General features: G+C 36.1%; 23 protein-coding genes. 13 read left to right on the forward strand and 10 right to left on the reverse strand.

From position 1 onward, the window contains the following. Positions 1-67: 67 nt before the first annotated feature. From rpsI to tsf, 3 genes are all read left to right on the forward strand, one after another. Positions 68-457 (forward strand): 30S ribosomal protein S9, encoded by a 390-nt coding sequence (gene rpsI / locus VB248_RS06635; RefSeq protein ID WP_309915319.1) that lies wholly within the window; start codon positions 68-70, stop codon positions 455-457. Positions 458-682: 225 nt separating this feature from the next. Continuing rightward, a complete protein-coding gene (gene rpsB / locus VB248_RS06640) occupies positions 683-1486 on the forward strand; it encodes a 30S ribosomal protein S2 (protein ID WP_323295964.1) in 804 nt (267 codons plus the stop codon). A 222-nt stretch (positions 1487-1708) separates the two neighbouring features. Further along, entirely contained in the window at positions 1709-2542 is an 834-nt protein-coding gene (tsf, locus tag VB248_RS06645) for a translation elongation factor Ts (RefSeq protein ID WP_323295965.1), read from the forward strand. An 88-nt stretch (positions 2543-2630) separates the two neighbouring features. On the opposite strand, the gene VB248_RS06650 is transcribed toward tsf, so the two are convergent. The 5 genes from VB248_RS06650 to VB248_RS06670 all read right to left on the reverse strand — a co-directional run bounded on the left by VB248_RS06650 (position 2631) and on the right by VB248_RS06670 (position 8788). Next, on the reverse strand, positions 2631-3842 hold the full coding sequence (locus VB248_RS06650) for a porin (RefSeq protein WP_323295966.1): 1212 nt from the start codon (positions 3840-3842) through the stop codon (positions 2631-2633). A gap of 96 nt (positions 3843-3938) precedes the next feature. After that, entirely contained in the window at positions 3939-5393 is a 1455-nt protein-coding gene (locus tag VB248_RS06655; RefSeq protein WP_323295967.1) for an inorganic phosphate transporter, read from the reverse strand. Between the two features lie 277 nt (positions 5394-5670). Next, complete coding sequence (locus VB248_RS06660; protein WP_323295968.1) at positions 5671-6633, reverse strand: VWA domain-containing protein; 963 nt, start codon at positions 6631-6633, stop codon at positions 5671-5673. 139 nt (positions 6634-6772) lie between these two features. Then, positions 6773-7834, reverse strand: coding sequence for a hypothetical protein (locus VB248_RS06665; protein WP_323295969.1), 1062 nt, complete (start codon positions 7832-7834; stop codon positions 6773-6775). Between the two features lie 84 nt (positions 7835-7918). Beyond that, positions 7919-8788, reverse strand: a complete 870-nt coding sequence (locus VB248_RS06670) for a DUF58 domain-containing protein (RefSeq protein ID WP_323295970.1) — start codon at positions 8786-8788, stop codon at positions 7919-7921. A gap of 99 nt (positions 8789-8887) precedes the next feature. Between VB248_RS06670 and VB248_RS06675 the strand changes: the two genes are divergently transcribed. Both VB248_RS06675 and VB248_RS06680 read left to right on the forward strand, forming a co-directional pair. Continuing rightward, the gene (locus VB248_RS06675; RefSeq protein WP_323295971.1) at positions 8888-9280 is read left to right on the forward strand and encodes a DUF4296 domain-containing protein; all 393 of its coding nucleotides are present in this window, start codon (positions 8888-8890) and stop codon (positions 9278-9280) included. Between the two features lie 12 nt (positions 9281-9292). Further along, positions 9293-10627 carry a DUF58 domain-containing protein gene (locus tag VB248_RS06680; RefSeq protein ID WP_323295972.1) on the forward strand — a complete coding sequence of 445 codons (1335 nt, stop codon included), beginning with the start codon at positions 9293-9295 and terminating at the stop codon, positions 10625-10627. A gap of 167 nt (positions 10628-10794) precedes the next feature. Here VB248_RS06680 and VB248_RS06685 read toward each other — a convergent pair whose 3' ends face one another. The 4 genes from VB248_RS06685 to VB248_RS06700 form a co-directional block, all read right to left on the reverse strand. Beyond that, positions 10795-11598 (reverse strand): anti-sigma factor, encoded by an 804-nt coding sequence (locus tag VB248_RS06685; protein ID WP_323295973.1) that lies wholly within the window; start codon positions 11596-11598, stop codon positions 10795-10797. A gap of 54 nt (positions 11599-11652) precedes the next feature. Continuing rightward, positions 11653-12240 (reverse strand): RNA polymerase sigma factor, encoded by a 588-nt coding sequence (locus VB248_RS06690; protein ID WP_323295974.1) that lies wholly within the window; start codon positions 12238-12240, stop codon positions 11653-11655. A 318-nt stretch (positions 12241-12558) separates the two neighbouring features. Further along, complete coding sequence (locus VB248_RS06695) at positions 12559-13110, reverse strand: fasciclin domain-containing protein (protein WP_323295975.1); 552 nt, start codon at positions 13108-13110, stop codon at positions 12559-12561. Positions 13111-13257: 147 nt separating this feature from the next. After that, the gene (locus VB248_RS06700; RefSeq protein ID WP_323295976.1) at positions 13258-13674 is read right to left on the reverse strand and encodes a DUF1573 domain-containing protein; all 417 of its coding nucleotides are present in this window, start codon (positions 13672-13674) and stop codon (positions 13258-13260) included. Positions 13675-13975: 301 nt separating this feature from the next. Between VB248_RS06700 and VB248_RS06705 the strand changes: the two genes are divergently transcribed. The 3 genes from VB248_RS06705 to ftsA all read left to right on the forward strand — a co-directional run bounded on the left by VB248_RS06705 (position 13976) and on the right by ftsA (position 18900). Beyond that, complete coding sequence (locus VB248_RS06705; protein WP_323295977.1) at positions 13976-16387, forward strand: alpha-ketoacid dehydrogenase subunit alpha/beta; 2412 nt, start codon at positions 13976-13978, stop codon at positions 16385-16387. Between the two features lie 232 nt (positions 16388-16619). Beyond that, the gene (locus VB248_RS06710; protein ID WP_323295978.1) at positions 16620-17375 is read left to right on the forward strand and encodes a cell division protein FtsQ/DivIB; all 756 of its coding nucleotides are present in this window, start codon (positions 16620-16622) and stop codon (positions 17373-17375) included. Between the two features lie 136 nt (positions 17376-17511). Beyond that, on the forward strand, positions 17512-18900 hold the full coding sequence (gene ftsA / locus VB248_RS06715) for a cell division protein FtsA (RefSeq protein WP_323295979.1): 1389 nt from the start codon (positions 17512-17514) through the stop codon (positions 18898-18900). 36 nt (positions 18901-18936) lie between these two features. Here ftsA and VB248_RS06720 read toward each other — a convergent pair whose 3' ends face one another. Then, positions 18937-19356, reverse strand: coding sequence for a nucleoside-diphosphate kinase (locus VB248_RS06720; protein ID WP_323295980.1), 420 nt, complete (start codon positions 19354-19356; stop codon positions 18937-18939). Between the two features lie 220 nt (positions 19357-19576). On the opposite strand from VB248_RS06720, the gene VB248_RS06725 reads away from it, so the two are divergent. From VB248_RS06725 to VB248_RS06745, 5 genes are all read left to right on the forward strand, one after another. Then, positions 19577-20599, forward strand: coding sequence for a DHH family phosphoesterase (locus VB248_RS06725; protein ID WP_323295981.1), 1023 nt, complete (start codon positions 19577-19579; stop codon positions 20597-20599). A 64-nt stretch (positions 20600-20663) separates the two neighbouring features. Next, positions 20664-21530, forward strand: a complete 867-nt coding sequence (locus tag VB248_RS06730; RefSeq protein ID WP_323295982.1) for an FKBP-type peptidyl-prolyl cis-trans isomerase — start codon at positions 20664-20666, stop codon at positions 21528-21530. Positions 21531-21770: 240 nt separating this feature from the next. Further along, the gene (locus VB248_RS06735) at positions 21771-22658 is read left to right on the forward strand and encodes an FKBP-type peptidyl-prolyl cis-trans isomerase (protein ID WP_323295983.1); all 888 of its coding nucleotides are present in this window, start codon (positions 21771-21773) and stop codon (positions 22656-22658) included. A 24-nt stretch (positions 22659-22682) separates the two neighbouring features. Beyond that, positions 22683-23564: an FKBP-type peptidyl-prolyl cis-trans isomerase gene (locus VB248_RS06740; RefSeq protein ID WP_323295984.1), complete on the forward strand. Its 882-nt coding sequence runs from the start codon at positions 22683-22685 to the stop codon at positions 23562-23564. 64 nt (positions 23565-23628) lie between these two features. Next, a complete protein-coding gene (locus VB248_RS06745) occupies positions 23629-24207 on the forward strand; it encodes a non-canonical purine NTP diphosphatase (RefSeq protein ID WP_323295985.1) in 579 nt (192 codons plus the stop codon). The last annotated feature ends 125 nt before the right edge of the window (positions 24208-24332 follow it).

Consider the following 24332-nt stretch of genomic DNA (forward strand, 5'->3'; position numbering starts at 1 on the left):
ATTATGTTTTTTACAAAACCTAATTTGTACCTCATACTCATAGCTCATAACTCATAGCTCTAAGAAAATGGCAGAAGTAACAAATACATTAGGAAGAAGAAAAACAGCTGTTGCTCGTCTTTATATGACACCAGGTAACGGTACTATTCTTGTGAATGGTCGTGCTTTAAATGAGTACTTTCCATCTGAAATTTTACAAATTATCGTTAATCAACCATTTGCATTGACTAAGACCGAAGGTGCTTACGATATCAAAGCAAATCTTGATGGCGGTGGAATCAAAGGACAAGCAGAAGCTCTTCGTTTAGCAATTTCTCGTGCTTTACAAGAAATCGACCCTGAGCGTCGTCCAGCTTTGAAAAAAGAAGGATTCTTAACTCGTGACCCTCGTATGGTTGAGCGTAAGAAACCAGGTCGTAAGAAAGCTCGTCGTAAATTCCAGTTCTCGAAACGTTAATATCCGTTATTGGTTATCCGTTATCGGTTTTCAGTTTTGCTGTCAACTACTAATGGATAACCCAATATTTGATTTTAATTATACGCAACAAGACTTACAGTGACCGATGTCTTTGTTGTTTTCAATTTTCTTTTCAACTTTTAATTTAAAGTTAGAAGTTATTGTTTAGTTGGATTTTAGTATCATACTGATAACAATTAACAAATAACAGATAACTGTCTGAAAATGGCACAATTAGAATACAAAAACCTTTTAGATGCAGGTGTTCACTTTGGACACATGACTCGCAAGTGGGATCCAAGAATGGCTCCATATATCTTTATGGAGAAGAATGGTATTCACATTCTTGACTTGAACAAAACTTTAGCTTGTTTAGACGAAGCTTGTGCTGCTATCAAAGCAGTAGTTCGTTCTGGCCGTAAAGTAATGTTCGTAGCTACAAAGAAACAAGCTCAAGAAATTGTTTCTGAAGAAGCTCGTCGTTTGAAAATGCCTTACGTAACTGACCGTTGGTTAGGTGGTATGCTTACAAACTTCACAACAGTACGTAAATCAATCAAAAAAATGTCAACTATCGACAGATTATTGAAAGATGAAGTAACTGTTAAAGCTTTAGCAAAACGTGAGCGTTTGATGATGTCTCGTGATAAAGAGAAAATGGAAAGAGTATTAGGCGGTATTACTGACCTTACTCGTTTGCCAGCAGCTCTTTTCGTAGTTGACGTAAAACGTGAACACATTGCAGTAGCAGAAGCAAAAAGATTAGGTATTCCAGTTTTCGCAATGTGCGATACTAACTCGAACCCTGATTTAGTTGATTTCCCAATTCCATCAAATGATGATGCTTACAAATCAATTTCATTAATCACTTTGGCTATCGGTAAAGCTATCGAAGAAGGTTTGATGGAGCGTAAGCAGGATAAAGATGATGCTCGTTTAGCAGAAGAGGAAGAAGCAAAGCGTTTAGCTGACGAAGAAGCAGCGAAAGAAGCAGCGAAAGTTGCCGCTAAATACGAGAAAGAAGATTAATAATAATTTGAAGATATGATAATCTGAAAAGCAAAATGTACTTATCTTTTTGTCATAACTTTATCTTTATAAATTAATTGAAATTAAAACAGCCCATAGAATTCTGTGGGCTGTTCCTTTAAAAATTAACATTGAATTAGCGAATGCGGATTGCGAAATAACGTAATTAAAGCCAGTTCAATTTCGCAATCCGTAATCCATAATCTAAAAACAATTACAACGATGGCTATTTCAGCAGCAGACGTTAATAAATTAAGACAAATGACCGGTGCGGGCATGATGGATTGTAAGAAAGCCCTTACTGAAGCAGGTGGTGATTTTGAAGCCGCTATTGATATTCTTCGTAAAGCTGGTCAGAAAGTGGCAGCTAAACGTGCAGACAACGCTACTAACGAAGGTGTAGTATTAGTTGCTATCAGCGAAGACGGAACAAACGGTAAATTAGTTGCTTTAGCTTGTGAAACTGAGCCAGTTTCTAAAGTGGCAGATTTCAACGAATTAGCTGCTGCTTTATTGGCTTCAGCGGTTGCTATTGATGCAGCTGATAAAGAAACTTTATTGGCTTCTACTTTAGCTGACGGACGTGGTGCTCAGGAAGCAATTGTTGAATTAACTGGTAAAATTGGTGAAAAAATCAATATCGCTGGTTATGAAAACATCACTGCTGATAAAGTGGTTTCTTACGTTCACTCAAACAACAAAATTGGTGTTTTAGTAGCATTCACAAACGTAAACGGAACTGATGTAACTGAAGTTGGTAAAGATATTGCAATGCAAATCACAGCTATGAAACCAGTTGCTTTAGATAAAGATGGCGTTGATGCTGCAACTATCGAACGTGAAATCGAAATCGGTAAAGACCAAGCTCGTCAAGAAGGTAAGCCAGAAGCAATGTTAGAAAGAATTGCAACAGGTAAATTGGAGAAATTCTACAAAGAAAACACTTTGTTGAACCAACAATTTGTAAAAGATAACTCTATCAATATCAAACAATTGTTAGAGCAAACTCAAAAAGGATTAACTATCAGTACTTTCAAACGTATTGCTTTAGCTTAATTTATAAATACTTGTTAAAAGAAATGCTCTTGATTTATGAATTCATAAGTCAAGAGCATTTCTTTTTGAAATCTAACAAAGCTGTCTTTTAAAAATTAAACTGAGCTTGAAGGCGTAATAGATTCCCTTTTTGTTCATTATCTGGGAGTGCAGCATCTTCAAAAATTCTATCAGAAATGGTGTAAATAGCTGTAAGTTCAAAATAATCTTTTAATTGCCATTCAGCCCCAATTTCTAAATCTTTTACAATATATCTGCGAGCATCTATTTCGTGTTTTTTCCCTCCGTTGTAGTACTGATATTTGACAAATGGCGTAATATGATTTTCACCTACTTTTTGTCTGTACATGATTTGTGCATAACCTCCGTTCAATTTTTTTACTTCTGTTGCCATAGTAGTTGGATTGAATTCTGGACCTTCACCAATATTATACTCTGCTTGGATACCCAAAGGCTGAGGATAAACGATTAGTGATGCTGCCACACGACGGTCTATATAAGAGGTATTTGTCGTAGTATTTTTAGCATTTTTTTCAATCACAAATTTACCCGTGTAAGCTTGAAGGCTCGTTTCGATAATTTGTCCTGACTTTAATTTGAACGGATAAGTAATTCTTGAAACAATGTGAGGCTGGTTGTTTTGCTCGGCTTTATTGGCATTTTGTCCATTGTAAAGTCCAAAGGCAAATACTCCATAATCGCCACTTCCTTTCAGTCCAGAACTAACCAAGTAGGCAAAACGTTTACGAATCTCAGCTTTGGCCCAGTAGAAGAAAACGCCCAAGTCTCGTTCATTAGATACAGGGCTGTTGGTAGGGTCGGCACGGTCTAATGAAAGGCGGTTTTGAGAAGATTGCATGTTTTCAAAACCATAGGGTACTTTACTTTGTCCGATACGGAGACGGTATTCCTTTTTACTGTCTAAAGCTAAATCAAAATAAGCATCACGAAGTTGAAATGAATGTTGAAATGAGTTACTTACATTTGAAGCAAAATCTGGTTGAATGTAAATGTATAATTTATCAGAAATATCTCCAGAAAAAATTAAACGTCCACGGCGAATAAAGAAACCGCCATTTTCCCCCCAAGACCTATCACACTGTTCACATTTTAGTTTTTCGTTAGTTTCTAATAAACGATTGTAACGAACCTGAGCATAACCTCTTAATGATATTTTATCATACCATTTTTTAGAGGTTTGAACCTCTTTCTTTGGTTCATTCGTTGAATTTTGGGCAAAAGTAGTTGAGCTAATGACATAGAGAGTCATCAGAACAAAAAGTCCTTGAAAAGTTTTCATTAATTTATGGATTTTCTATATTGGTAGTTGGGTACTCTTAACAAAAAAGGAGAGTGTGTATATTTAAAATTACACCCTCTCCTTTGAAAACTGATATTATCCTATAATTGTACGAAGCAAATAGAAAATTGTAGCAGATACTAAAATTGTAACAGGTAAAGTAAGTACCCAAGCCATTACGATACTTTTCACTGTACCTCCTTGAAGGTTTTTGATACCTTTTGAAGCAACCATCGACCCCGCAATACCCGATGAAAGTACGTGCGTAGTAGAAACTGGCCATTTGTAGAAAGTTGACAAGGCAATGGTAATTGAAGCAACTAACTCAGCCGAAGCACCTTGTGCATAAGAAAGGTGTTGCTTACCAATTTTTTCCCCAACCGTTACAACGATACGTTTCCAGCCAATCATTGTACCTAAACCTAATGAAAGTGCAATCATCCACATTACCCATGATGGGGCAAAGTCTGTCAAGGCTGATAAACCGTTGTTAGCAGTTCCGAAAGTAAAGAAGGCAGGTTTTGCACCAGCAGTAGCTTTGTTCAAAGCACTTCTATCGTCTTTGCTTAATGTAACTGCATCACTTTCAGCTAATTTTTTAGAATATTTATTGATTGATAAAACGTCTTTACGAATTTCTAATTTTTTCTCTACTGATAAATTATCGTTGCTAAGTGTTTTGTCTGCTAAAATTGCACTTAAACCAGTGGTAGCTTTGATAATTTTATGATAACCTTCTTTCTCAGTAGCCGATAATTTTACGGTATCTATTTTAGTAACAATTTCTTGAACTGTTACTACTTCTTTTTGAAGTTTGAATGGGTCAACGTCGGTATTGATAGCAAAATAACCCGGTAAGAATGCAATCAAAATCATCATTACTAAACCAATTCCTTTTTGTCCATCATTACGTCCGTGGAAGAAACTTACTAAAGTACAAGTAGTAAACAACACCGCACGAATCCACATTGGTGGAGGAGTATCTTTTTTAGGCTCTTTAAAAATATCTTTATTTGAAATACTTTTCTTCAAAATATACATAAAGACGATAGCCACAGCAAAACCAAATAATGGAGACAATAATAATGCTCTACCAATTTCCCAAGCTTTATCCCAGTTTACAGTTTCTAAACCAGCTTTGTTTTCTGGCAAAAGTGCATAACCTACACCCACACCGATGATTGAACCAATCAAAGTATGAGAAGATGAAGCAGGAATACCGAAATACCAAGTGCCTAAGTTCCAGATAATAGCCGTAAGAAGCATGGCTAAGGCCGTTGCCATGGAATGATAGACGTTGGGGTCGATGAGTAAGTCGGTCGGAAGCAAACCGATAATTGACATTGTAACACCAACACCACCTGTTAGAAGGCCTAAGAAGTTCATTAAACCAGACCAAACTACTGCTTGAGTTGGTTTTAAAGAGTTGGTATAAATAACAGTCGCTACTGCGTTGGCTGTATCGTGAAATCCGTTTACGAATTCAAAGGCACAAGCCAAAAACAAACACAAGAAAAGTAAAATGAATAGAGAAGTGTCTAATCCGAACATTATTTTATTGATTTGAAGAGCGTGCAACCGCCCCGTTATTAAGTTGAAAATTGTTTACTTATACTTTTGCTTTTACAAGAGTTAGTAAGTAATCTTCAAACATCTGGACTTTTTCATATTGGTAATTTCGCTACAAAGGTATAAATACTTAATTACGCCAATGTTAAGGAATTATTAAATCTGATTAATTTTGAAAATGAGGAGAGCAAATACTGAATTGTGAATACATATTCGTAGATAAGTAATAATTGTAAAGGGTAGAATTCTGGCAAATAGGTTAGTCTTCTAAAATATTCCCCATAAAAGTATTCTTTAAGGCAAATGAAATTAATAGAAAAGCAATCGACCAACGCAGATATGGATGGTAAAAATCACGAACATTTCTTAGTTGGTTCTGTTTGATTTCTACTTTTTCAAAATGATTAATTTCTTCAAATATTTTTTCTAAAGACTGTGCATCTTTTGCTCTAAAGAATTTTCCTTCGCTGGTTTTTGCAATTTCTCTGAGTGTCCCTTCATCTACTTTTTCGGTCGGGTTGTCGCTACTTCCTACGGCAATCGTGTAAACTCTTACGCCAAAAGCCTTTGCCAATTGTGCGGAAGTCACGGGGTCGAGGTTGCCAGCGGTATTGTCGCCGTCTGAAATCAAAATGGCTACTTTACTTTTAGAATCTATTTCTCTCAAACGATTAATACACATTCCCAAAGCATTTCCAATCGCCGTTCCAGAGGTTTGAATAAGCTCAGAAGAAATTTCGTCGATATACTCTTGTAACATTTCGTAGTCGGTCGTCAAAGGACAAAGCGAAAATGGTTCGCCCGAAAAAATCACAACGCCAATTCTATCTTGCATACGTCCTGCAATAAATTTATTAGCTACACTTTTGGCAACTAAAAGCCTACTCGGTGGAATATCTTTTGAATCCATCGACTTTGAAATATCCAAAGCAAGCATGATGTCGATACCTTCTGAAAATTGTTCGGTTTCGGATACCACTCTTTGTGGGCGAGCCAATGCTATCAAAATCATACTGATAGATAAAAGCAGAAAAATAGCAGGAATAAATCTTAGATAACTTACCCAATTGGAGTGAACATCATTAGGCGGAAAAGCAATATTTAATTTCTGAATGGCATTACCTCTGAGCCAGCTTCTAATCAAGAAAAGTAATGGAATAGCAGGCAAGCCATATAAAAAAAATGGATGAACCCAGTCAAACTCAAGGAGTGTTGACGGCAAAAACCAATATTTTGAAAACCAATCTTGCATAGCTAATAAACAAATGTTCTTTCAAAGTTCAGTAACGGATAAAATTTAAGTTCGTTTTTGCTGGTAAATTAGCTGATGTTCATCACCTTCGCTATTGACTAATCACTCCTTAAATTGCACTTTGAACTAATTCTTGTCGATGTTTTTGATAAAGACTTTCGGCTAATTTTTGAAGAACCTCCAAAGAAGAAGCTGTTTTTTTTGAATATATACCACCGTAAACAGTAGCATCAATTTCTCGGAGTGCATCAGGCAAGCGTTCGTCTTGCAGATTATCCAAAATTTCTTTGGTTGTAAAAGTAGTAAAAGGTTTACTTTCGAGGCGTTCTACATACTTTTTCCACAAGATTACGGCTTTTTCTACATTTTCTAAGCCTTTTTTCTGGTCGTCGGTGGCTTTACTTAATCTTTGAAAAAGACGCTGGTACTCGTCATAACGCCTTCTGAACTGGAATAATTTGATTTGCCTTTTGATGGGAGTACCAAAAAACCAGAAAGTAATAGTCGCTAAAACTGCTAAACCTAAAAAAAACAAAAACATTAGTGGATAATTTGGCTGCTGTGCCAGTGGAATTATCTGGGTATCTTTTTTCAAGGAAAGTGTATCAATATTTTCGCTGTTCTGAATAAGTCCTTTGAATTTTACATAATCGAGTGGGGCAAATACTCGTGTACAATCTAACTGGTCTCGAACAAAAACTGGAAGACTTAATTCTTGAATGGGCGTTACTTCAAATGAAATAAGGGTATAAACCGCACTGTCTAAACTTCCATTGGCGTCGGTTACTGTCGGAAAGTATTCTCTTGAAATCAGCTCAAACGGAGCATAATTGAAAGTAGAATCTGGAAAGAAAATATCTTCAGTTGATTTATGTCGATAACTCAAAGAGTATTTTATTGGCAAACCAACTTGGAGGCTATCACTTAAAAATTTGCCTTTGGGATGTCGTCCTTTGGTATTTTGAGCATGATTTGCAAAAGAAATAAGTAATAAGAGGCAAGTAGCAAGTAATAAGAAAGAATTTTTAAAACGAATATGAAAGAATATCATAAAATCATAGAAAAGCTTTCCCAAGTGATTTACAAGGCGTTTTGGAAGCGTGGTAAATAATTTTTTTTCAGAAGAATCTATATGATTTTTTACTGAATACTTGACTAAAAAAGGGTTCATACTAATTTACAACAGGCTTTCTTCACTATTTAGGGCTGTGTGATTGATGTTGATTTGAATGAAATTGTATCGTTTTAGCTTTGATTATTTCTTTCGTACTTTAAATAATTTAATGAGTTTCGGTACATAATCTTCAGAGGCATCTATCGCTAAATAGTTGGCTCGGTTTTGCTTACATACTTGTTCTACTAATTGCGAATTTTGGTCGAACAAAATCTTCATACGATTTCTAAACCAACTCGACGAAGCATTTACCCAAATAGTTTTCCGAGTTTCGGTATCATAAACTGGAATAATTCCCAAACGAGGAAGATTCGTTTCTCGTTGGTCGTACAAGTGAATAACGATTAAATCGTGTTTTCGGGCAAGTGCTTTTAGGTTTTCTTCATAACCCGTATCAATAAAATCGGAAACCAAAATCACCAAACTTCTTCTTTTGAGTACGTCTAAAGTAAACAAAATCATTTTCTTTAAATTCGTACCTGTGGATTCTGTTTTAAGTTTGAACAATTCTAAAATCGTTTGATAACCGTGTTTTAGCGTATTGGCAGGTTTGATGTATTTTTCTTTTTGGTCAGAAAAACAAAGTAGCCCCACGTGACTTGCCTCTTTGATCGCCGATAAAGCCAAAACGCCACAAATTTCTTTGGTAGTATCTAATTTAGAACGGTCTGAACGACCAACATCTTGCGAAGCACTTACATCAACTACAAAAAAAACCGATTGCTCTTTTTCTTCTTTGAAGATTTTTACATACGTTCCGTGTCCTTTGGCAGAAGTATTCCAGTCGATAAGGCGAACGTCATCGCCATATTGATATTGGCGTAAATCGCTGAATTCAAGCCCAGAACCTTTAAAAATAGAATGAAAGTTTCCACGCATCTGCGAAGTAACAGCCTTGCGGATTTTGATTTCATATTTATAAAGTTTGGATAAAAATTCGTTGGGATTCATGGTTCTTTTTTATCTTGAAGAGATTACTCCGAAAGCATAAATTTTCTTAAAAAACTTATGCAAGTTTAAAACTACCCAAATTCCCTGTAAATTTGAAATATGAGATTAAGAATTCTAATGATAGCATCCTTGATGATGGCTTGTGGCTCGAATGATAAGCCCGAAAATTTGATAGATAAAGCTAAAATGGCAATAGTTTTGGCAGACGTTCACGAAGCAGAGGCTCGTGTGAGTAATATGCACTTTGCTAATCAAGATACTTCTTTAATGGTTTATAAAAGAGTAAGATGGCAGGTTATGCAAAAAAACAAAGTAGATACTGCTGCTTTCAGACTAAGCCTAAGGCATTATATTATGCACCCTGATGAATTTAAAAATATTTATTTGGACGTAAAGAGAATCTTGGAGGATAGACGAAAAAAGCTAAATGATGTCCAAAATTCAGCCAATAAAAAAAGGTCTCTAAAAGATTCACTCGCTCATCCTATTTAATCCACAAAAGCTATGAAGCAATTCTACCAATCGCTTTATTTTACTAAAATGATGTTTACACTCATCATTGGGCTTGTTGTTTTGTTTATTTTGGCTTTTGTTTTCCCTTTTTTATTGGGAATCGCTCAGTTGTTGTTTTTGATATTTTGTTTGATGTGGCTTTCAGATTTATTGATGCTTTATCGTAACAAAAAAGGGATTTTTTGTAGGAGAGAAGTACCCGAAAGATTATCGAACGGCGACGAAAATCCAATTTCAATTTATCTTGAAAACCATTTCAGTTTTACAGTTCAGCTACAAATTATCGACGAAATTCCCTTTCAATTTCAGAAAAGAGATTTACTTTTTACGACAAATCTGAAACCTGCTGAAACACAAATTGTAGAGTATTTACTTCGTCCAACCAAACGAGGAACATACAGTTTTGGAGCAGTGAATGTATTTGTAAAAAGTCCTTTGGGATTGATAAAGCGTAGATTTCAGTTTTCGCAAGACAAAGAAGTAGCCGTTTACCCTTCTTTTTTACAGATGCGAGCTTATGAATTGATGGCGATATCTAATCGTTTGACCGATTTGGGCGTAAAGAAAATACGTAAAATTGGACAAAGTCAGGAGTTTGAACAAATTCGCCAATACGTTCAAGGCGATGATGTCCGAACTATCAACTGGAAAGCCACCGCTCGCCGAAACGATTTAATGGTCAATGCTTTTCAAGAAGAAAAATCACAAAATATTTACTCTTTGATTGACAAGGGTAGAGTAATGCAAATGCCTTTTGAAGGACTTTCATTGTTGGATTATGCCATCAACGCCACTTTGGTACTTTCAAACATTGCTATTTATAAACAAGATAAAGCTGGACTTATTACTTTTTCGGAAAAAGTAGGACAAACTTTGATGGCAGAAAAAAGGGCAGGGCAGATGACTAAAATTTTGGATACGCTCTACAATCAAAAAACACGCTATCAAGAAACTGATTATGAGGCTTTGTACATTCACTGCAAAACCTATCTTCGTCAGCGGAGTTTGTTGTTACTTTATACCAATTTTGAAACGCTTACTTCCATGCGAAGACAATTGCCTTATTTCAGAAAAATTGCCAAAGACCATCTTTTAATTATTATATTTTTCGAGAATACCGAATTGAGAGCATTGTTGGAAAAGCCTGCAAAAACAACAGAAGAAATTTATCATAAAACAATTGCCGAAAAGTACTTTTATGAAAAACACCAAATTGTAAGAGAATTGGCTCAGTACGGCATACAAGCATTATTAACTGCCCCACAAAACTTGACGATAAGTACAGTAAATAAATACTTAGAATTAAAATCCAGAGGAATGATTTAGGATAATTTTGGATTTCTGAATTCGGATGTCGGATTTGACTTAATAATAAAAAAGCCTTTAAAAGTGCTTGAGAGGCAATTTAAAGGCTTTTTTATTAGATAAAAATTAAATCAAATGTGATGATGTCATACTTTAATATTCATAATTCATCACTCCAAACTCATCACTCAGACATTTCCCACTACATAAACAGCACCTTTCGGCCCGGCTTCGGTAGTACTTCCGCCTGTGTTTTCTAAAGAAATGGCAAAGGCTGCGGCATTGGCAAAAGACTTCATTTTTAAAATATTCGTATGATTATCAATCAAGCCTGCATCCACAGGTTTACCGTCGATGATAGCCCAAAGTTGATACTGTTTTCCAACAGGAGCATCAGGCAGACTTAGGTTTGATAGATAGACTTCTTGTTTGCTGGGATTGAAATAGACCAAAGCTTTTGCTTGTGGGGCTACCGCTTGCCCAGCCAAAGTAATAATTTTAGTACTTGGGTTTTGCAGAATCGCTACTTCTTCTTGGTAGCTGGCTTTCAAGGTTTGTCCCTCTTGAGCCAGAATTTGGTTCTGACTTTCCAAAGCCAAAACTTTTTCTTCTGATTTTTGCCAATTATTAAAAAACCAAATATTTGCTCCGATACTTAAAGCCAATAAAACCCAAGAAGCAGCAAAACGCCAAGAGTATTTGTTGGTAAAAGACTTTTGTTTATAAAGAGGTTTGATAATATTTTCCTGAGTATCGGTACTGCCATTTTCTTTTGAAATGGCTTCCATTACACTATTTTTAAGTGTTGCAGGTGGTTCTTGAGCATACTGGAGAGCGTAGTTTTCAAGCGTACCTTGCAGTGCCATCAATTCTAATTGAATAGCAGGATACTCTTCTGCCAGACGCTCTACTTCAATGGATTCAGCCTGAGTAGTAGCCCCCAGCACGTAGCTTTCCAAAATGCCAGATTCTATGTATTCTTGAATATTCATTTTTGTAAACGTTAGTCGTGGTTGATGTTTGTGAAAGTTGGATAAACCATACAATTACAAATCAAAAAATCCCCAAAGGAAAACCAAGCCAATTTGTATGAAAAATTGTTTTAGTTGAGTAATGGCAGCTTTTACCCGAGTTTTTACAGTTCCCAGAGGAATGCCAAACTCTTCGGCTACTTCTGTTTGGGTGTATCCTTGAAAATACAGTAAGTCGATAACCTGTTGATATTCAGGACGAAGATTTTCAATTACTTTCTTTACGCCAATGGCATCAATATCAACCTGATTTCCACCCTGACTGTCAATAAACATCACGTGGTCGTCAATATCGTGGTTTTTCTGAGAATTCTGAAATTCCTGTGAACGGATTCTATCAATGGCAGTATTTCTTGCCACATTTAATATCCAAGTAAATAGTGTTCCTTTTGTACGATTATATGCTTCAATATTTCGCCAAATCTTCACAAAAGCATCTTGCATAACATCCGCTGCGACTTCTTCTGAACGTACTATTTTCAGAATTACCCCATAAAGAGCAGATGAATAATTGTCATACAAGATGGAAAAACCTCGCTGGTCTTTGCTTTGGAGCAGAGATACGAGTGCCTCTTCAGTTATAACAGTTTTTCGTTTAGACATGAGTGTTTTCTTATCAATGAAAGTCATTATATACCCAACGGTTTTTGTACTTTCTTGTTTAAGGGCTTAATAAAGATAATGGAATTGTTTTAAACTTTTACCATTTGGAATTACGCTTGTTCTTAACTGTTTTTAATCAATGATAGGTGAGTAGCAAGGCGATAGAAGCAAAAGAAAGGAGTGGAGAAAGAGAATTTTTAAAACAAAGGACTTTCGAAGTAGAAAGCCCTTTGCACATTACCCATTATTAAACCACACCTGTCTATAAGGCGTGAAGAAAGGTTCAAACTTACTTCATACCCTTTTGCCAATTGTTAGTTACATTTTGGGTAATACCACAGCATCTATTACATGAATAACCCCATTTGATTGAAGTACATCATAAGTACTGATGTTGGCAGTTTGTCCGTTTTCGTCTTTCAGCATAATGTTATGGCTACCATTCATCGTTGCGAATAATTTACCACCACTAACAGTAGTGAAAGTTGCCAAGCCCTTGCCTGCATTGATAGCTTTCGAGATGGCATCGAAATCAAACTTACCTGCTACTACATGGTACGTTAAAATCTTACTCAAGGTTGCTTTGTTCTCAGGTTTTAATAAATTTTCTACCGTTCCACTCGGTAAATTTTCAAAAGCATCATTTACAGGAGCAAAAACCGTAAAAGGGCCTTTGGTCTGTAAAGTAGCTACTAAATCTGCTGCCTTTACTGCTGCTACCAAAGTGGTATGAGCTTTGGAATTAACAGCATTTTCTACAATATTTTTTGTTGGGAACATGGCTTCTGTTCCCACCGTTACGATTTGAGCTGAAACGAAGTAATTCGTAAAGCAAAGTAACACGGCGAGCAATAGTGATGATTTTTTCATTTTCAAGGATTTTTTAATTCAAACTCGAAATGATATACGGAAACGCTGAATCTTCGGATTGTTTTTAAAAGAAAAAGCAGAAAAGGCATAAACAAAATTTTGTTTATGCCTTTTCTGCTTTTTGGATAATTCCCTTTTGTAGGAAAATTAGTTTGCTTTTTTCTTAGCTGGAGTAGCTTCTGTTAATGAACCTTTTGGCACTACTTCGCCTTTGAATGACAAAACAATTTGTGGTGTTTCAGAATTACTAACAACAGTTACTGTTTTAGAGAAACCACCTGGGCGACCTGCCGAGCTGAAAGAGGCAGTTACCGAACCAGTACCTCCTGGCATTACTGGCTCTTTTGTCCAACTTGGTGTTGTACAACCACATGAAGGAGAAACATTAGAAATAACTACAGCTGCAGTTTTACTGGTATTTTTAAATTTGAATTCAAAGGTAGCGATTGTACCTTCTTCAATTTTACCGAAATCGTGTGATTCAGTTTCGAATTTAATAACTCCTTGTGCATTGGCTAAAGTAGCAACAAACACGAATGCAAGAACAAAAAATAACTTTTTCATATTAATTTTATTTATTGAATGAGAAACGATATTACGGATTTTTTTTTGAAATTTCTAAAGATAATATCATCCATATAAACTGAAAAAGTTTGTATGAATTAGTGAGAATTAAGCTAATTTCACAGAACAAAAATAAAGCCATATTAAGGCTTTACAAAATCTTAAGTAGGTTTTAACAAATCATTAACAAGATGCCAAAATCTGTCTTGACCTGTTAATATTTGTTACACTAATTAATTTCTGTTATTTTTGGTATTAGAAACTTATTTGTTAAATTTTCATTTTGACCCATCCCACTGTCTTGGAAAACGCATTTCTATCTGAAACTATTGTATTCACCAAGGAGTCAGTCCTTACTGATTACCGTGTAGCTCGCATTAGTCGTGAGTGTAGTTTGCTTGTACGAAAAGAAGTTTTTGCGGGGCGTGCCAAATTTGGTATTTATGGGGATGGCAAAGAGCTTTGCCAGCTTGCTTTGGCAAGAGCAATGAAACCGGGTGATTTTATTTCGGGCTATTACCGTGACCAAACGATTGTTGCGGCAGTAGGGGATTTAACATGGACACAGTATTTCGCTCAGTTATATGGGCATCCAGATATTGCTTTTGATCCCCACACTGGCGGAAGAGCCATGATTAACCATCATGCAACTCGTTGGTTGGATGAAAACGGAGAATGGGTTGACCAAACAAAACTTTATAATTCGGTAGCAGGAGTATCCTCAACAGCAGGACAAATGCCTCGCTCAATTGGTTTGGCATATTCTTCAAAGCTTTACCGCAATTTACCCGAATTGGAAGCCATTTCTGAAAAATTTACTAACAACGGAAACGAAGTCTGTTTTTCTACAATAGGCGATGCTTCTACTTCGGAAGGAATGTTTCTGGAATGTGTAAATGCAGCAGGTGTGTTGCAAATTCCCTTAGTAATGTCTGTCTGGGACGATGGCTACGGAATTTCTGTACCTTCTGAGTACCAAACAACCAAATCGTCTATTTCAAAAGCTTTGGCAGGGTATCAAAGAAATGAAGATGGAGCAGGCGTAGAAATATTTACCGTAAAAGCTTGGGATTATGTTGGGCTGATGGAAGTCTATCAAAAAGCCGCAACTTTAGCCAGAGATTTACACATTCCTTCACTTATTCACGTAGAGGAAGTTACTCAGCAGCAAGGTCATTCGGCTTCGGGTTCGCATGAAAGATATAAATCAGCTCAAAGATTACAATTTGAATTAGATTACGACTGCAATCTGAGATTCAGACAATGGATTTTGTCGGAAGGCATTGCTACCGAAGAAGAATTAAATGAAATAGACCTTGAAGCTGTAAAAGAAGCAAAGCGTTCGCAAAAAGTAGCTTGGAATGCTTATATGGCTTCAATCAAACCTGAGCGTGAAGATTTACTTTCTTTACTTTATCAAACCGCAGCCGAAACGGTAAATGGGGCAGAAGTAAAAAAAATAGCAGAAGAATTACGTAAAGCTATCAACCCGATTCATCATGAAAATGTGGTAGCAGCCAGAAAAGCTCTTCGTGCTTTAAGACATGAAAACTCGCCTGCAAAAGAAGGTTTGAAAGCATGGTTAAGCAAAGCTGATGTACTGAATGATGAACGATTTAATTCAAATCAATTCAGTAATTCTAAATATTCACCACTGAAAGTACAGGCTGTTGAAGCTCAATACGAAATGGATTCTCCCTTGGTAGATGGGAGAGAAATCTTAAATAAAAATTTTGATAATTGGTTTAAAACCGACCCACGAGTATTTATTTTAGGAGAAGACGTAGGCAAAATTGGAGATGTAAACCAAACATTAGCAGGTTTACAAGAAAAATACGGTGAATTAAGAATTACCGATACAGGTATTCGAGAAATGACTATCGTAGGGCAGGGGATTGGAGCGGCAATGAGAGGGCTAAGACCAATCATTGAAATACAATATTTAGACTATATTTTTTATCCATTTGCTACTTTATCCGACGACTTGGCTTGCCTTCAATACAGAACCGTAGGCGGACAAAAAGCACCACTTATCGTCAGAACTCGTGGACATCGTTTAGAAGGAATCTGGCATTCAGGTTCGCCAATGTCGGTTTTACTTGGTGGACTCAGAGGAATTCATTTGTGCGTACCAAGAAATATGACGCAAGCCGCTGGTATGTATAATACTCTTTTAAGTTCAGACGACCCTGCCATTGTAATAGAGTGTTTGAATGGTTATCGTTTAAAAGAAAGACTTCCAGCCAATCTATTTGATACTAAAGTACCATTAGGCGTACCAGAAGTAATTCGTGAAGGCAGAGATATTACCATTGTTACTTATGGTTCGATGTGCAGAATCGTGATGGAAGCGGCTCGTCAATTAGAAAATATGGATATTTCGGTAGAAGTGATAGATGTTCAAACACTGATGCCTTTTGATATTTCGCATAAAATTGTGGAATCTATCAAGAAAACAAATCGAGTAATTTTTGCAGACGAAGACATGCCGGGCGGAGCATCGGCGTATATGATGCAACAGGTATTAGATGAACAAAATGCCTACCGCTATTTAGATTCAAAACCAATTTGTCTGGCGGCAGTACCTCATAGACCCGCTTATAGTTCAGATGGAGATTACTTCTCGAAGCCCAATGCTGAAAATGTAGTAGATGCAGCTTATGCTTTGATGACCGAATTTAATCCATCAAAATTTCCACCAATTTATACTTAAAAACTCGACGAAATCTTGAAATTTTATGACCAAATTTGATTAGAAGGTTTTTTCTACTTACACCATTATATAATCTCCTTTTAATAAATATTTCTAATGTTTCATTTATTTTTTTTAATTTCGTATGTTTTTCTTGAAACTTTATGAAAAAATAGAAAACAATTCCTCTGTTGAAAAACTAATGTAATTGTTTGTGCTAAAAAGTTGAAACATAATCCTTAATTAAAGAACTTTGAATCTCTTACGAAACACTAAAAGATGGATTTGGCCAACGCTATTAACACTGATTTTAGTGGCCATAGTGATACTTGCCGAAAACATTCATCACCATCAGAAGTGTACGAAAGTAAATATTAATATTGAAGGCGATAATGATAGCCATTTAGTTACAGCAGAAGAAATTTTAGAAATTGTAAACCCCAATGTGGTAGAAAGCCCTGAAGGTAAACCTTACGATAAAATTGATTTTAAGAGAATTGAGAAAAGAGTTTGTTTAAATAAATTAATAGAGTCTTGTCAAGTTCATCGAGATTTAAGTGGTGAAATGACGATTGATGTTACCGAACACACACCACTCGCCCGAGTAATTAATAATAACCGTTCAGATACTTACGTCACAGAGAAAGGCGATTTTATCGGTATTTCTCCGCATTTTACCCCAAGAGTATTATTACTTTCGGGGAATTATTTTAATGAAGTAAAAGACTTAACAGATTTAAAAAGTAAGCCAATCCTTGAACTTATTAAAGCTATCAATGAAGATGCCTTCTGGAAAGCACAAATAACCCAATTAGTTATTGAAAAAGATGGTGGAATTACGCTAATTCCTGAAGTCGGAAATCATGTAATTGAATTTGGAATGGGTATCGATATTGAAGCCAAGTTTAAAAAAATCAAAATATTTTATAAAGAAATACTTCCTGCAAAAGGTTGGGACACTTACCACAAAGTGAGTGTAAAATACAGAAATCAGATTATTTGTGAATAAAATATTAAGTTTCAGATTAGACTTTATTAAGCGGTTACTAATTATCCAAACAGAGTGCTTATATTGGCAAGCAATTTGATAACAAACTAAAATTTAACTTAATTCTTAATCCAAAGTTTCTTAAATTCTACCTTCCATGAATGAAATAATCGTTGGACTTGACATAGGCAGCAAGCAAGTAAGTGTAGTTGCGGGCAGACTTGACAGTTTAGGCAAGTTGGAGATTCTGGGTTTGGGTAAAGCCGATACCACTGGAAGAGTTTCCAAGGGTGTTGTTCTCAATGTCAATAAAACCATAGAGGCTGTCCAATCTGCTTTAGAACAGGTAGAAAACCAAGCAAATATCCATATTCGTGGAGTAATTGCCAGTATTGCAGGCCCAAACATACATAGCTCTAAACATAAAGCTGTAATCACTCGCCAAACTCGTGGTGAAGAGGTTACAGTTACCGATGTTGACCAAGTAGCAAATGACGCACAGCGAACTTTTATTTCGCAGGGAAACGCTATTGTTCATACTTTACCTCAAGAGTATTTAGTAGATTCTGCCAGCGGAATCCAAGAACCTGTTGGTATCAGTGGTTTAAAACTACAAGGAGAGTTTTTGATGATTACTTCTCCTCAAGCTGAATTAGATAAAACTAAGCGTTGTATAGAACGCTCGAAAGATAAAATGGAAATAGAAGGTGGATTAGTGCATTCACCTTTGGCCGCTTCTTTGGCTGTGCTTACAGACCAAGAAAAGAAAACAGGCGTAGCTTTAGTCGATATTGGTAGCGGAATCACCGAAATTGTTATTTACTATAAAAACATAGTTCGTCATGTGGCAGTATTGCCTTTTGCTGGCGATTCTATTACGGCGGATATTGAACAAGGCTGTGGTGTTTCTACTGAACACGCTGAACAGCTGAAAATCAAGTTTGGTTCTGCTGTTGCTGACGAAGTATCTTTAGAAGAAGTAGTAACGATTCCAAGTGCAAACGGTAGAAAACCAAAAACTATCTCTGTAAAGAATGTTTCAATTATTATTGAAGAGAGATTAAAAGAGTTGATTGCTTTGGTGGTAGCCGAAATAGCTCGTTCGGGTTATTTGAATCGTATCAATTGTGGTATTGTTATTACGGGTGGTACTGCTCAGATGCCTTATATCGACCAACTTTTTGAAAGAGTTTCTCAGCGTGATGTAAGAATTGGCTATCCGAATGAAAATCTGGGTAAATCATTTACAGAAGAAATCAAAAACCCTACTTACTCTACGGCTGTTGGTTTGGTATGGAGAGGCATCAAAGATATTGATGAAAGAGAAGATGGTTATAAGCTTTTGAGAAAAACAGCACCAGCTATTATTCCAATTACGCCCGTGAATAATAATAATTTGAGTAGTAAAAACGGAAGAGAAAGCTCTAAAGCTGCTGAACCTCCTGTGGAAAAGAAAGGCGGTTGGAGTTTATTCGGGAAATTCAAACAAGTAGCCAGTAGAATGATTGGCGAAGACTTAGGCGATAATGACAAGTATGAACAGTAAATAGGGTATCTGTTTACTGTTCATACCCTTTGTGATTTAGAACTGCTCTACGCCTGCAAAAAAGAAGAAGCCCTCAATTGCTGCATTTTCATCAGAATCTGAGCCATGTATTGCATTAGCCTGTACAGATTTTGCAAACTGCTTACGAATAGTACCCTCAGCTGCTTTAGAAGGGTCGGTTGCTCCAATTAATGCTCTAAAATCTGCCACTGCATTTTCTTTTTCTAAAATCATCGGAATAATGGGTCCTGATGACATATAACCACACAAATCTGCATAGAAAGGTCTCTCTGCGTGTACAGCATAAAACTCGCCAGCTCTTTCAGGAGTTAATAAGGTTTTTTTAATAGCGACAATACGAAAGCCTGCTTCCTCAATTATCTTAATAATTGCCCCAGAGTTTCCCTCTGCTACTGCATCGGGCTTAATCATTGTGAAAGTTCTATTAGTTGCCATGTTTTGGAAATTAAATGTGTGTTGAAATATGATATTGAAGAAGGTTTGACGAAAAATTGCTAAAGCCCTTTGAAAGAGTTTTAAATTGGCAATTTATGTAAAAATACAAGAAACTTATAAGGTTTTAGAAAGCTCACAGGTTTTTTTGTGGAGAATTCTCGCTAACTTTGCCATTCATTTTTGGAATAAATTATAATACCTTGATAATCAATTGTATATAATGCAAAATCTTGAAGCCTTTCGTGAATTGATTAATACGCCTAAAAAAATAGTGATTACAACTCACTTTAAACCCGATGCCGACGCTTTGGGTTCGTCTTTAGGCTTGGCTGGTTTCTTGAAAAAAAAGGGACATCAAGTAACTGTAATTACTCCTTCTGATTACCCCAAATTCTTGTTCTGGATGCCCAACAATGAGGAGGTAATTAATTACGAAGATTATAAAACAAAAAATAAAGCAAATAAGCTTCTTGCTGAGGCTGAAATCATTTTTTGCCTTGATTTCTCTGTACTTTCTCGTATCGAAAGCCTCACTGAACCTGTTCGTCAAGCAAAAGCTGTAAAAGTAATGATTGACCATCATACTTTCCCAGAAGACTTTGCTGAGTTTGTTTATCATGATATTAAGGCAGCCGCAACGGCACAATTGATATTTCAATTAATTGTACTTTTGGGTGACAAAGCTTTATTAGACATTCCTATCTGCGAGTGTTTGTATGCAGGCATTATGACAGACACTGGTTCGTTTCGTCATCCAAGTACAACGCCTGCCGTACATCGTATCGTTGCTGATATTATGGATATAGGTGTGAACACAAACCTTATCCACCGCCGTATTTACGATACTACCACTCCAGAACGTTTAAGCTTTTTAGGATATATTCTTTCTGAAAAATTGGTTATCCTTCCTGAATATAGAGTAGCTTACTTCACCGTTACTGCCGAAGAATTAAAGCGTTTTAATTCACAAACAGGTGATACCGAAGGTATTGTAAACTACGGTTTGCAAATTGAAGGAGTAGTGATGTCGGTAATTATCGTTGACCGTCCCGAAGCTGTAAAAATGTCCTTCCGTTCGGTAGAGGAATTTGCAGTAAATAGAATAGCCACCAAGTATTTTAATGGCGGAGGGCATAAAAATGCTTCTGGAGGTAAAACGAATATAGGTTTATCTGCTACGGTTGAGAAATTTATTAGTATTTTACCCGAATATCAATCTGAATTATTAGCAGTACCTTTCTAATTGAAAGCGTTCGTAATAGATTAAAAGACACAGTAATTAAATAAAAATCAATAAATCAAACAAAATGTTCAAAAGAATCAGTGTTGTATTGCTTGCTGCCAGTATGATGGTTGCTTGTGACAAAAATCGTGTAGAAGTAAAAGAGGGTGTGAAAATCCAAATTCATAGCCACGACGATAAAGCAAGAAAATTAAAAGATGGGGATATTATCACATTTTTAGCTAAAATTCAAAACTCAGCTGACTCAGTATTACAAGAGTCGAACAGTACTCAACCAGCTCGTGCAATGTGCCAACCTGCGGGTGCATCTGGTTTCAAAGGTTCTTTTGAAGATGGTTTACGTTTACTTTCAGTAGGTGATAGTGCTACGATTTATGTACCAGTTGATTCTTTAGTAAAAGGTGGACAACAATTACCTCCATTCCTTAAAAAAGGTTCTGATTTGAAATATACAGTGAAGATTATCAAAGTACAATCTAAAGCTGAGTTTGAAAAAGATATGGCTGCTGAACAAGCAAAAGCTAAAGTAGAATCGGATGCCCGTAAAGCTCAAATTCCACAGTTGATTGCTGATTATGTTAAAAAATCTGGTTTGCCATTCAAAACTGCTCCATCAGGTTTACAATATGTGATTTCTAAAGAAGGAACAGGCGAAAATCCAAAAGCTGGCGATGTTTGTAAATGTATGTATGTAGGTAAATTCTTGGATGGAAAAGTATTTGATAAGAGTACTTCACCAATGGATATGCCTATCGGTGGAATGATTCCAGGTTTCAATGAAGCATTGACGATGTTGAAAAAAGGAGGAAAAGGTACTTTCTTGATTCCGCCACAAATTGGTTATGGCGAGGCAGCTCAAGGGCCAATCCCAGGAAACTCTGTATTGATTTTTGAAGTAGAAGCATTAGATTTCACAAAAGGTGGAAATTAGTAATTAGAAGGGTAAGTAAAAAAATAAGCAATCAATCATTCACTAAGAAGTAAGTATAATCTTATTGAATATTTGAATTGTATTATTTTTTTACTTACCCTTCTTCTTTTCTATCATTTTAACAGTTTTTAACGAATCTGCCACAATGGATTTCGTTATTTTGCGTTTCAAACAAGCGTTCAGTTTCGTGGTCGTAAAAAATATGATGGCGTTGAACTGAATAAAAAATAACAGTCAGCAATGATGAAGTTCAAATTATTTAACTTTTTATTACTTGGGGCGCTCGTGGGTTTGCTCAGTTCATGTCTTTCAAAAGTAGTATTGGAAGATGATATAATCGTTCAGCAAAACGAAACGCAAATACAACAGTATATCAGCAGTAAAAACCTCAGTATGCAAAAAGCTGCAAATGGTGTTTACTACGTGATTACAAAAAAAAATGACAGTGGGCGTACTTTACTTTTAGGTGATACCGTTCGTTTACATTATGTACTTACTCGTTTGAGCGATGATGTTAAAATTGATAGTTCCTCTGTTTTAAAAAATCAGCCATTTACTTTTTATAATAATGGCGTGAATACCAACATTTTCTTGAAAATGCTTCCGCAAATGAAAGAAGGCGAACAAGCTACTTTTATTTTGCCTTCAAGCTTGGCGGGTGGAAGTGCCAATTTCCCAAATTTACCTGCCAATTCTCCACTTCGTTGTGATATTACTTATTTTTATACTTATGGCGAAGAGGCTACCATCGACCACTATATTGCTAAAAATAATATTACTGTAACCGAAAAAACTACCGAAGGAGTAAGATACATCAAAACCAAAGAAGGTGCTGCTGATTTGATTTCGGGAAAAGTGGCTAAGGTAAAATATACGGGTAAGTTTTTGAATGGCGAGATTTTCGATACCAATCTTAATACTACCGATTCATTAAGTATTACAGTAGGGGCTACTTCAACATCTTTTGTTACTGGCTTCGTCATTGGCGTTAATAAAATGAGACTTGGAGAAAAAGCTACAATTATTTTCCCTTCAAGTTTAGGCTATGGTACAAGTGGTTCAAGCAGAATACCAGGCTCTACTCCACTAATTTTTGAACTTGAAATTGTTGCATTAAAAGACAAGTAAACAAATATTATCAAACATTTAATCATGAACAAATCTATCATTTGGGTATTTTTACTGGGTATAGTTGGGTTAATCAGTGGGTGTATGAGTGGTGGCTCAGACCTTGAACAATTATATCAAGCAAATGAAAATACAGTAATTCAGTACGGGAAAGACAAAGGGCTGACGCTTATAAAAGACCCTAATTCTGGTGTTTATTATTACAAAACAGTAACTAATGCCACAGGAAGAGGAGCAGCACAGACAGAATTGGTAAAAATGTTTTATACATACACCAAGTTGGATGGAACAATGTTAGATAGTACTACCAAAACAATTCCTTTTGGTTTGTCGTATTTAACTTACAGTACAATTTTAAATACGCCTATCGCTTTAATGAAAGAAGGTGAAAGTGGAGTATTTATTTTTCCACAGACAAGCCAACTGACAGAACCAACTATTTTGACTGTAAAGTTCGTCTCTACTCGTAATGAAACTGAACAAATTGATGAGTTTGTGAAAACAAAATATGCTGGTTTGGAAGTAGTAAAAACTTCAACAGGTTTACAGTACGTTATCACAAAATCGACCGCTACTGGTGATTTGGTTAAAAGTGGACAAACCATTACCGTTTCTTATACAGGAAAATTACTTTATCCTACCAAAAAGCGAGATAGCAACGGTTTTTATATTTATAACGAAACCTTTGATTCTGGTAGCATTAGTTTTGTTTTAGGACAAGGTTCGATGGTTGCTGGTTTTGAAGAAGCCGTTTCTAAATTGAGATTAGGAGATAAAGGAACATTCGTATTCCCTTCGTCTTTGGGTTATGGACAAAGCGGACGTACAGACTCTTCGACTGGAGCTTACACTATTCCGCCTTATTCTCCAATGAATTTTGAAATTGAAGTAACAGCCGTAAAATAATACAGAAACAGATATTAGAGCCTCTTCATGCTACATGAAGAGGCTTTTTACTATTTATATGACCATGAAAAAATTATGTTTTGCTACTAATAATTCCCACAAAGTAGAAGAAGTACAAGCTGTATTGGGAAATCGTTTCGAGCTATCTACGCTCAAACAAATTGGCTGTAACGAAGAATTACCCGAAACAGGGAATACTTTAGAAGCTAATTCTTTACAAAAAGCAAGCTATTTATTTGATAATTATCAGGTAAACTGTTTTGCAGACGACACAGGTTTAGAAGTGACAGCTTTGAATGGCGAACCGGGCGTTTATTCAGCACGCTATGCTGGCGAACAGCGAAGCCACAGCGATAATATCAATTTACTGTTAAAAAACCTTTCTGGAAAAACCGATCGTTCGGCTCAGTTCAGAACGGTGATTACGCTGATTATTGATGGAAAAGTTGAACAATTTGAAGGTGTAGTAAAAGGGGAAATCATTGAAACATTGCGTGGCAATGAAGGATTTGGCTATGACCCTATTTTTATTCCAGAAGGCTTCGACCGTACTTTTGCTGAAATGTCAATGGAAGAAAAAGGGAAAATTTCGCATAGAGGAAGAGCTTTTGAAAAATTGGTACAATTTCTGAATCAACAATAAGATATTTGACATCTTATGACAATAGTGTAGTAAAACTATTGACTAAGTATATTTTATGTAGAAATTAGGTAGCTACCAATGAGGGTATTTTGTAGATGAAATGTCAGTGTTTAGAGCATGAATTT

The organism is Arcicella rigui, from assembly GCF_034929435.1.
Lineage (GTDB): Bacteria > Bacteroidota > Bacteroidia > Cytophagales > Spirosomataceae > Arcicella > Arcicella rigui.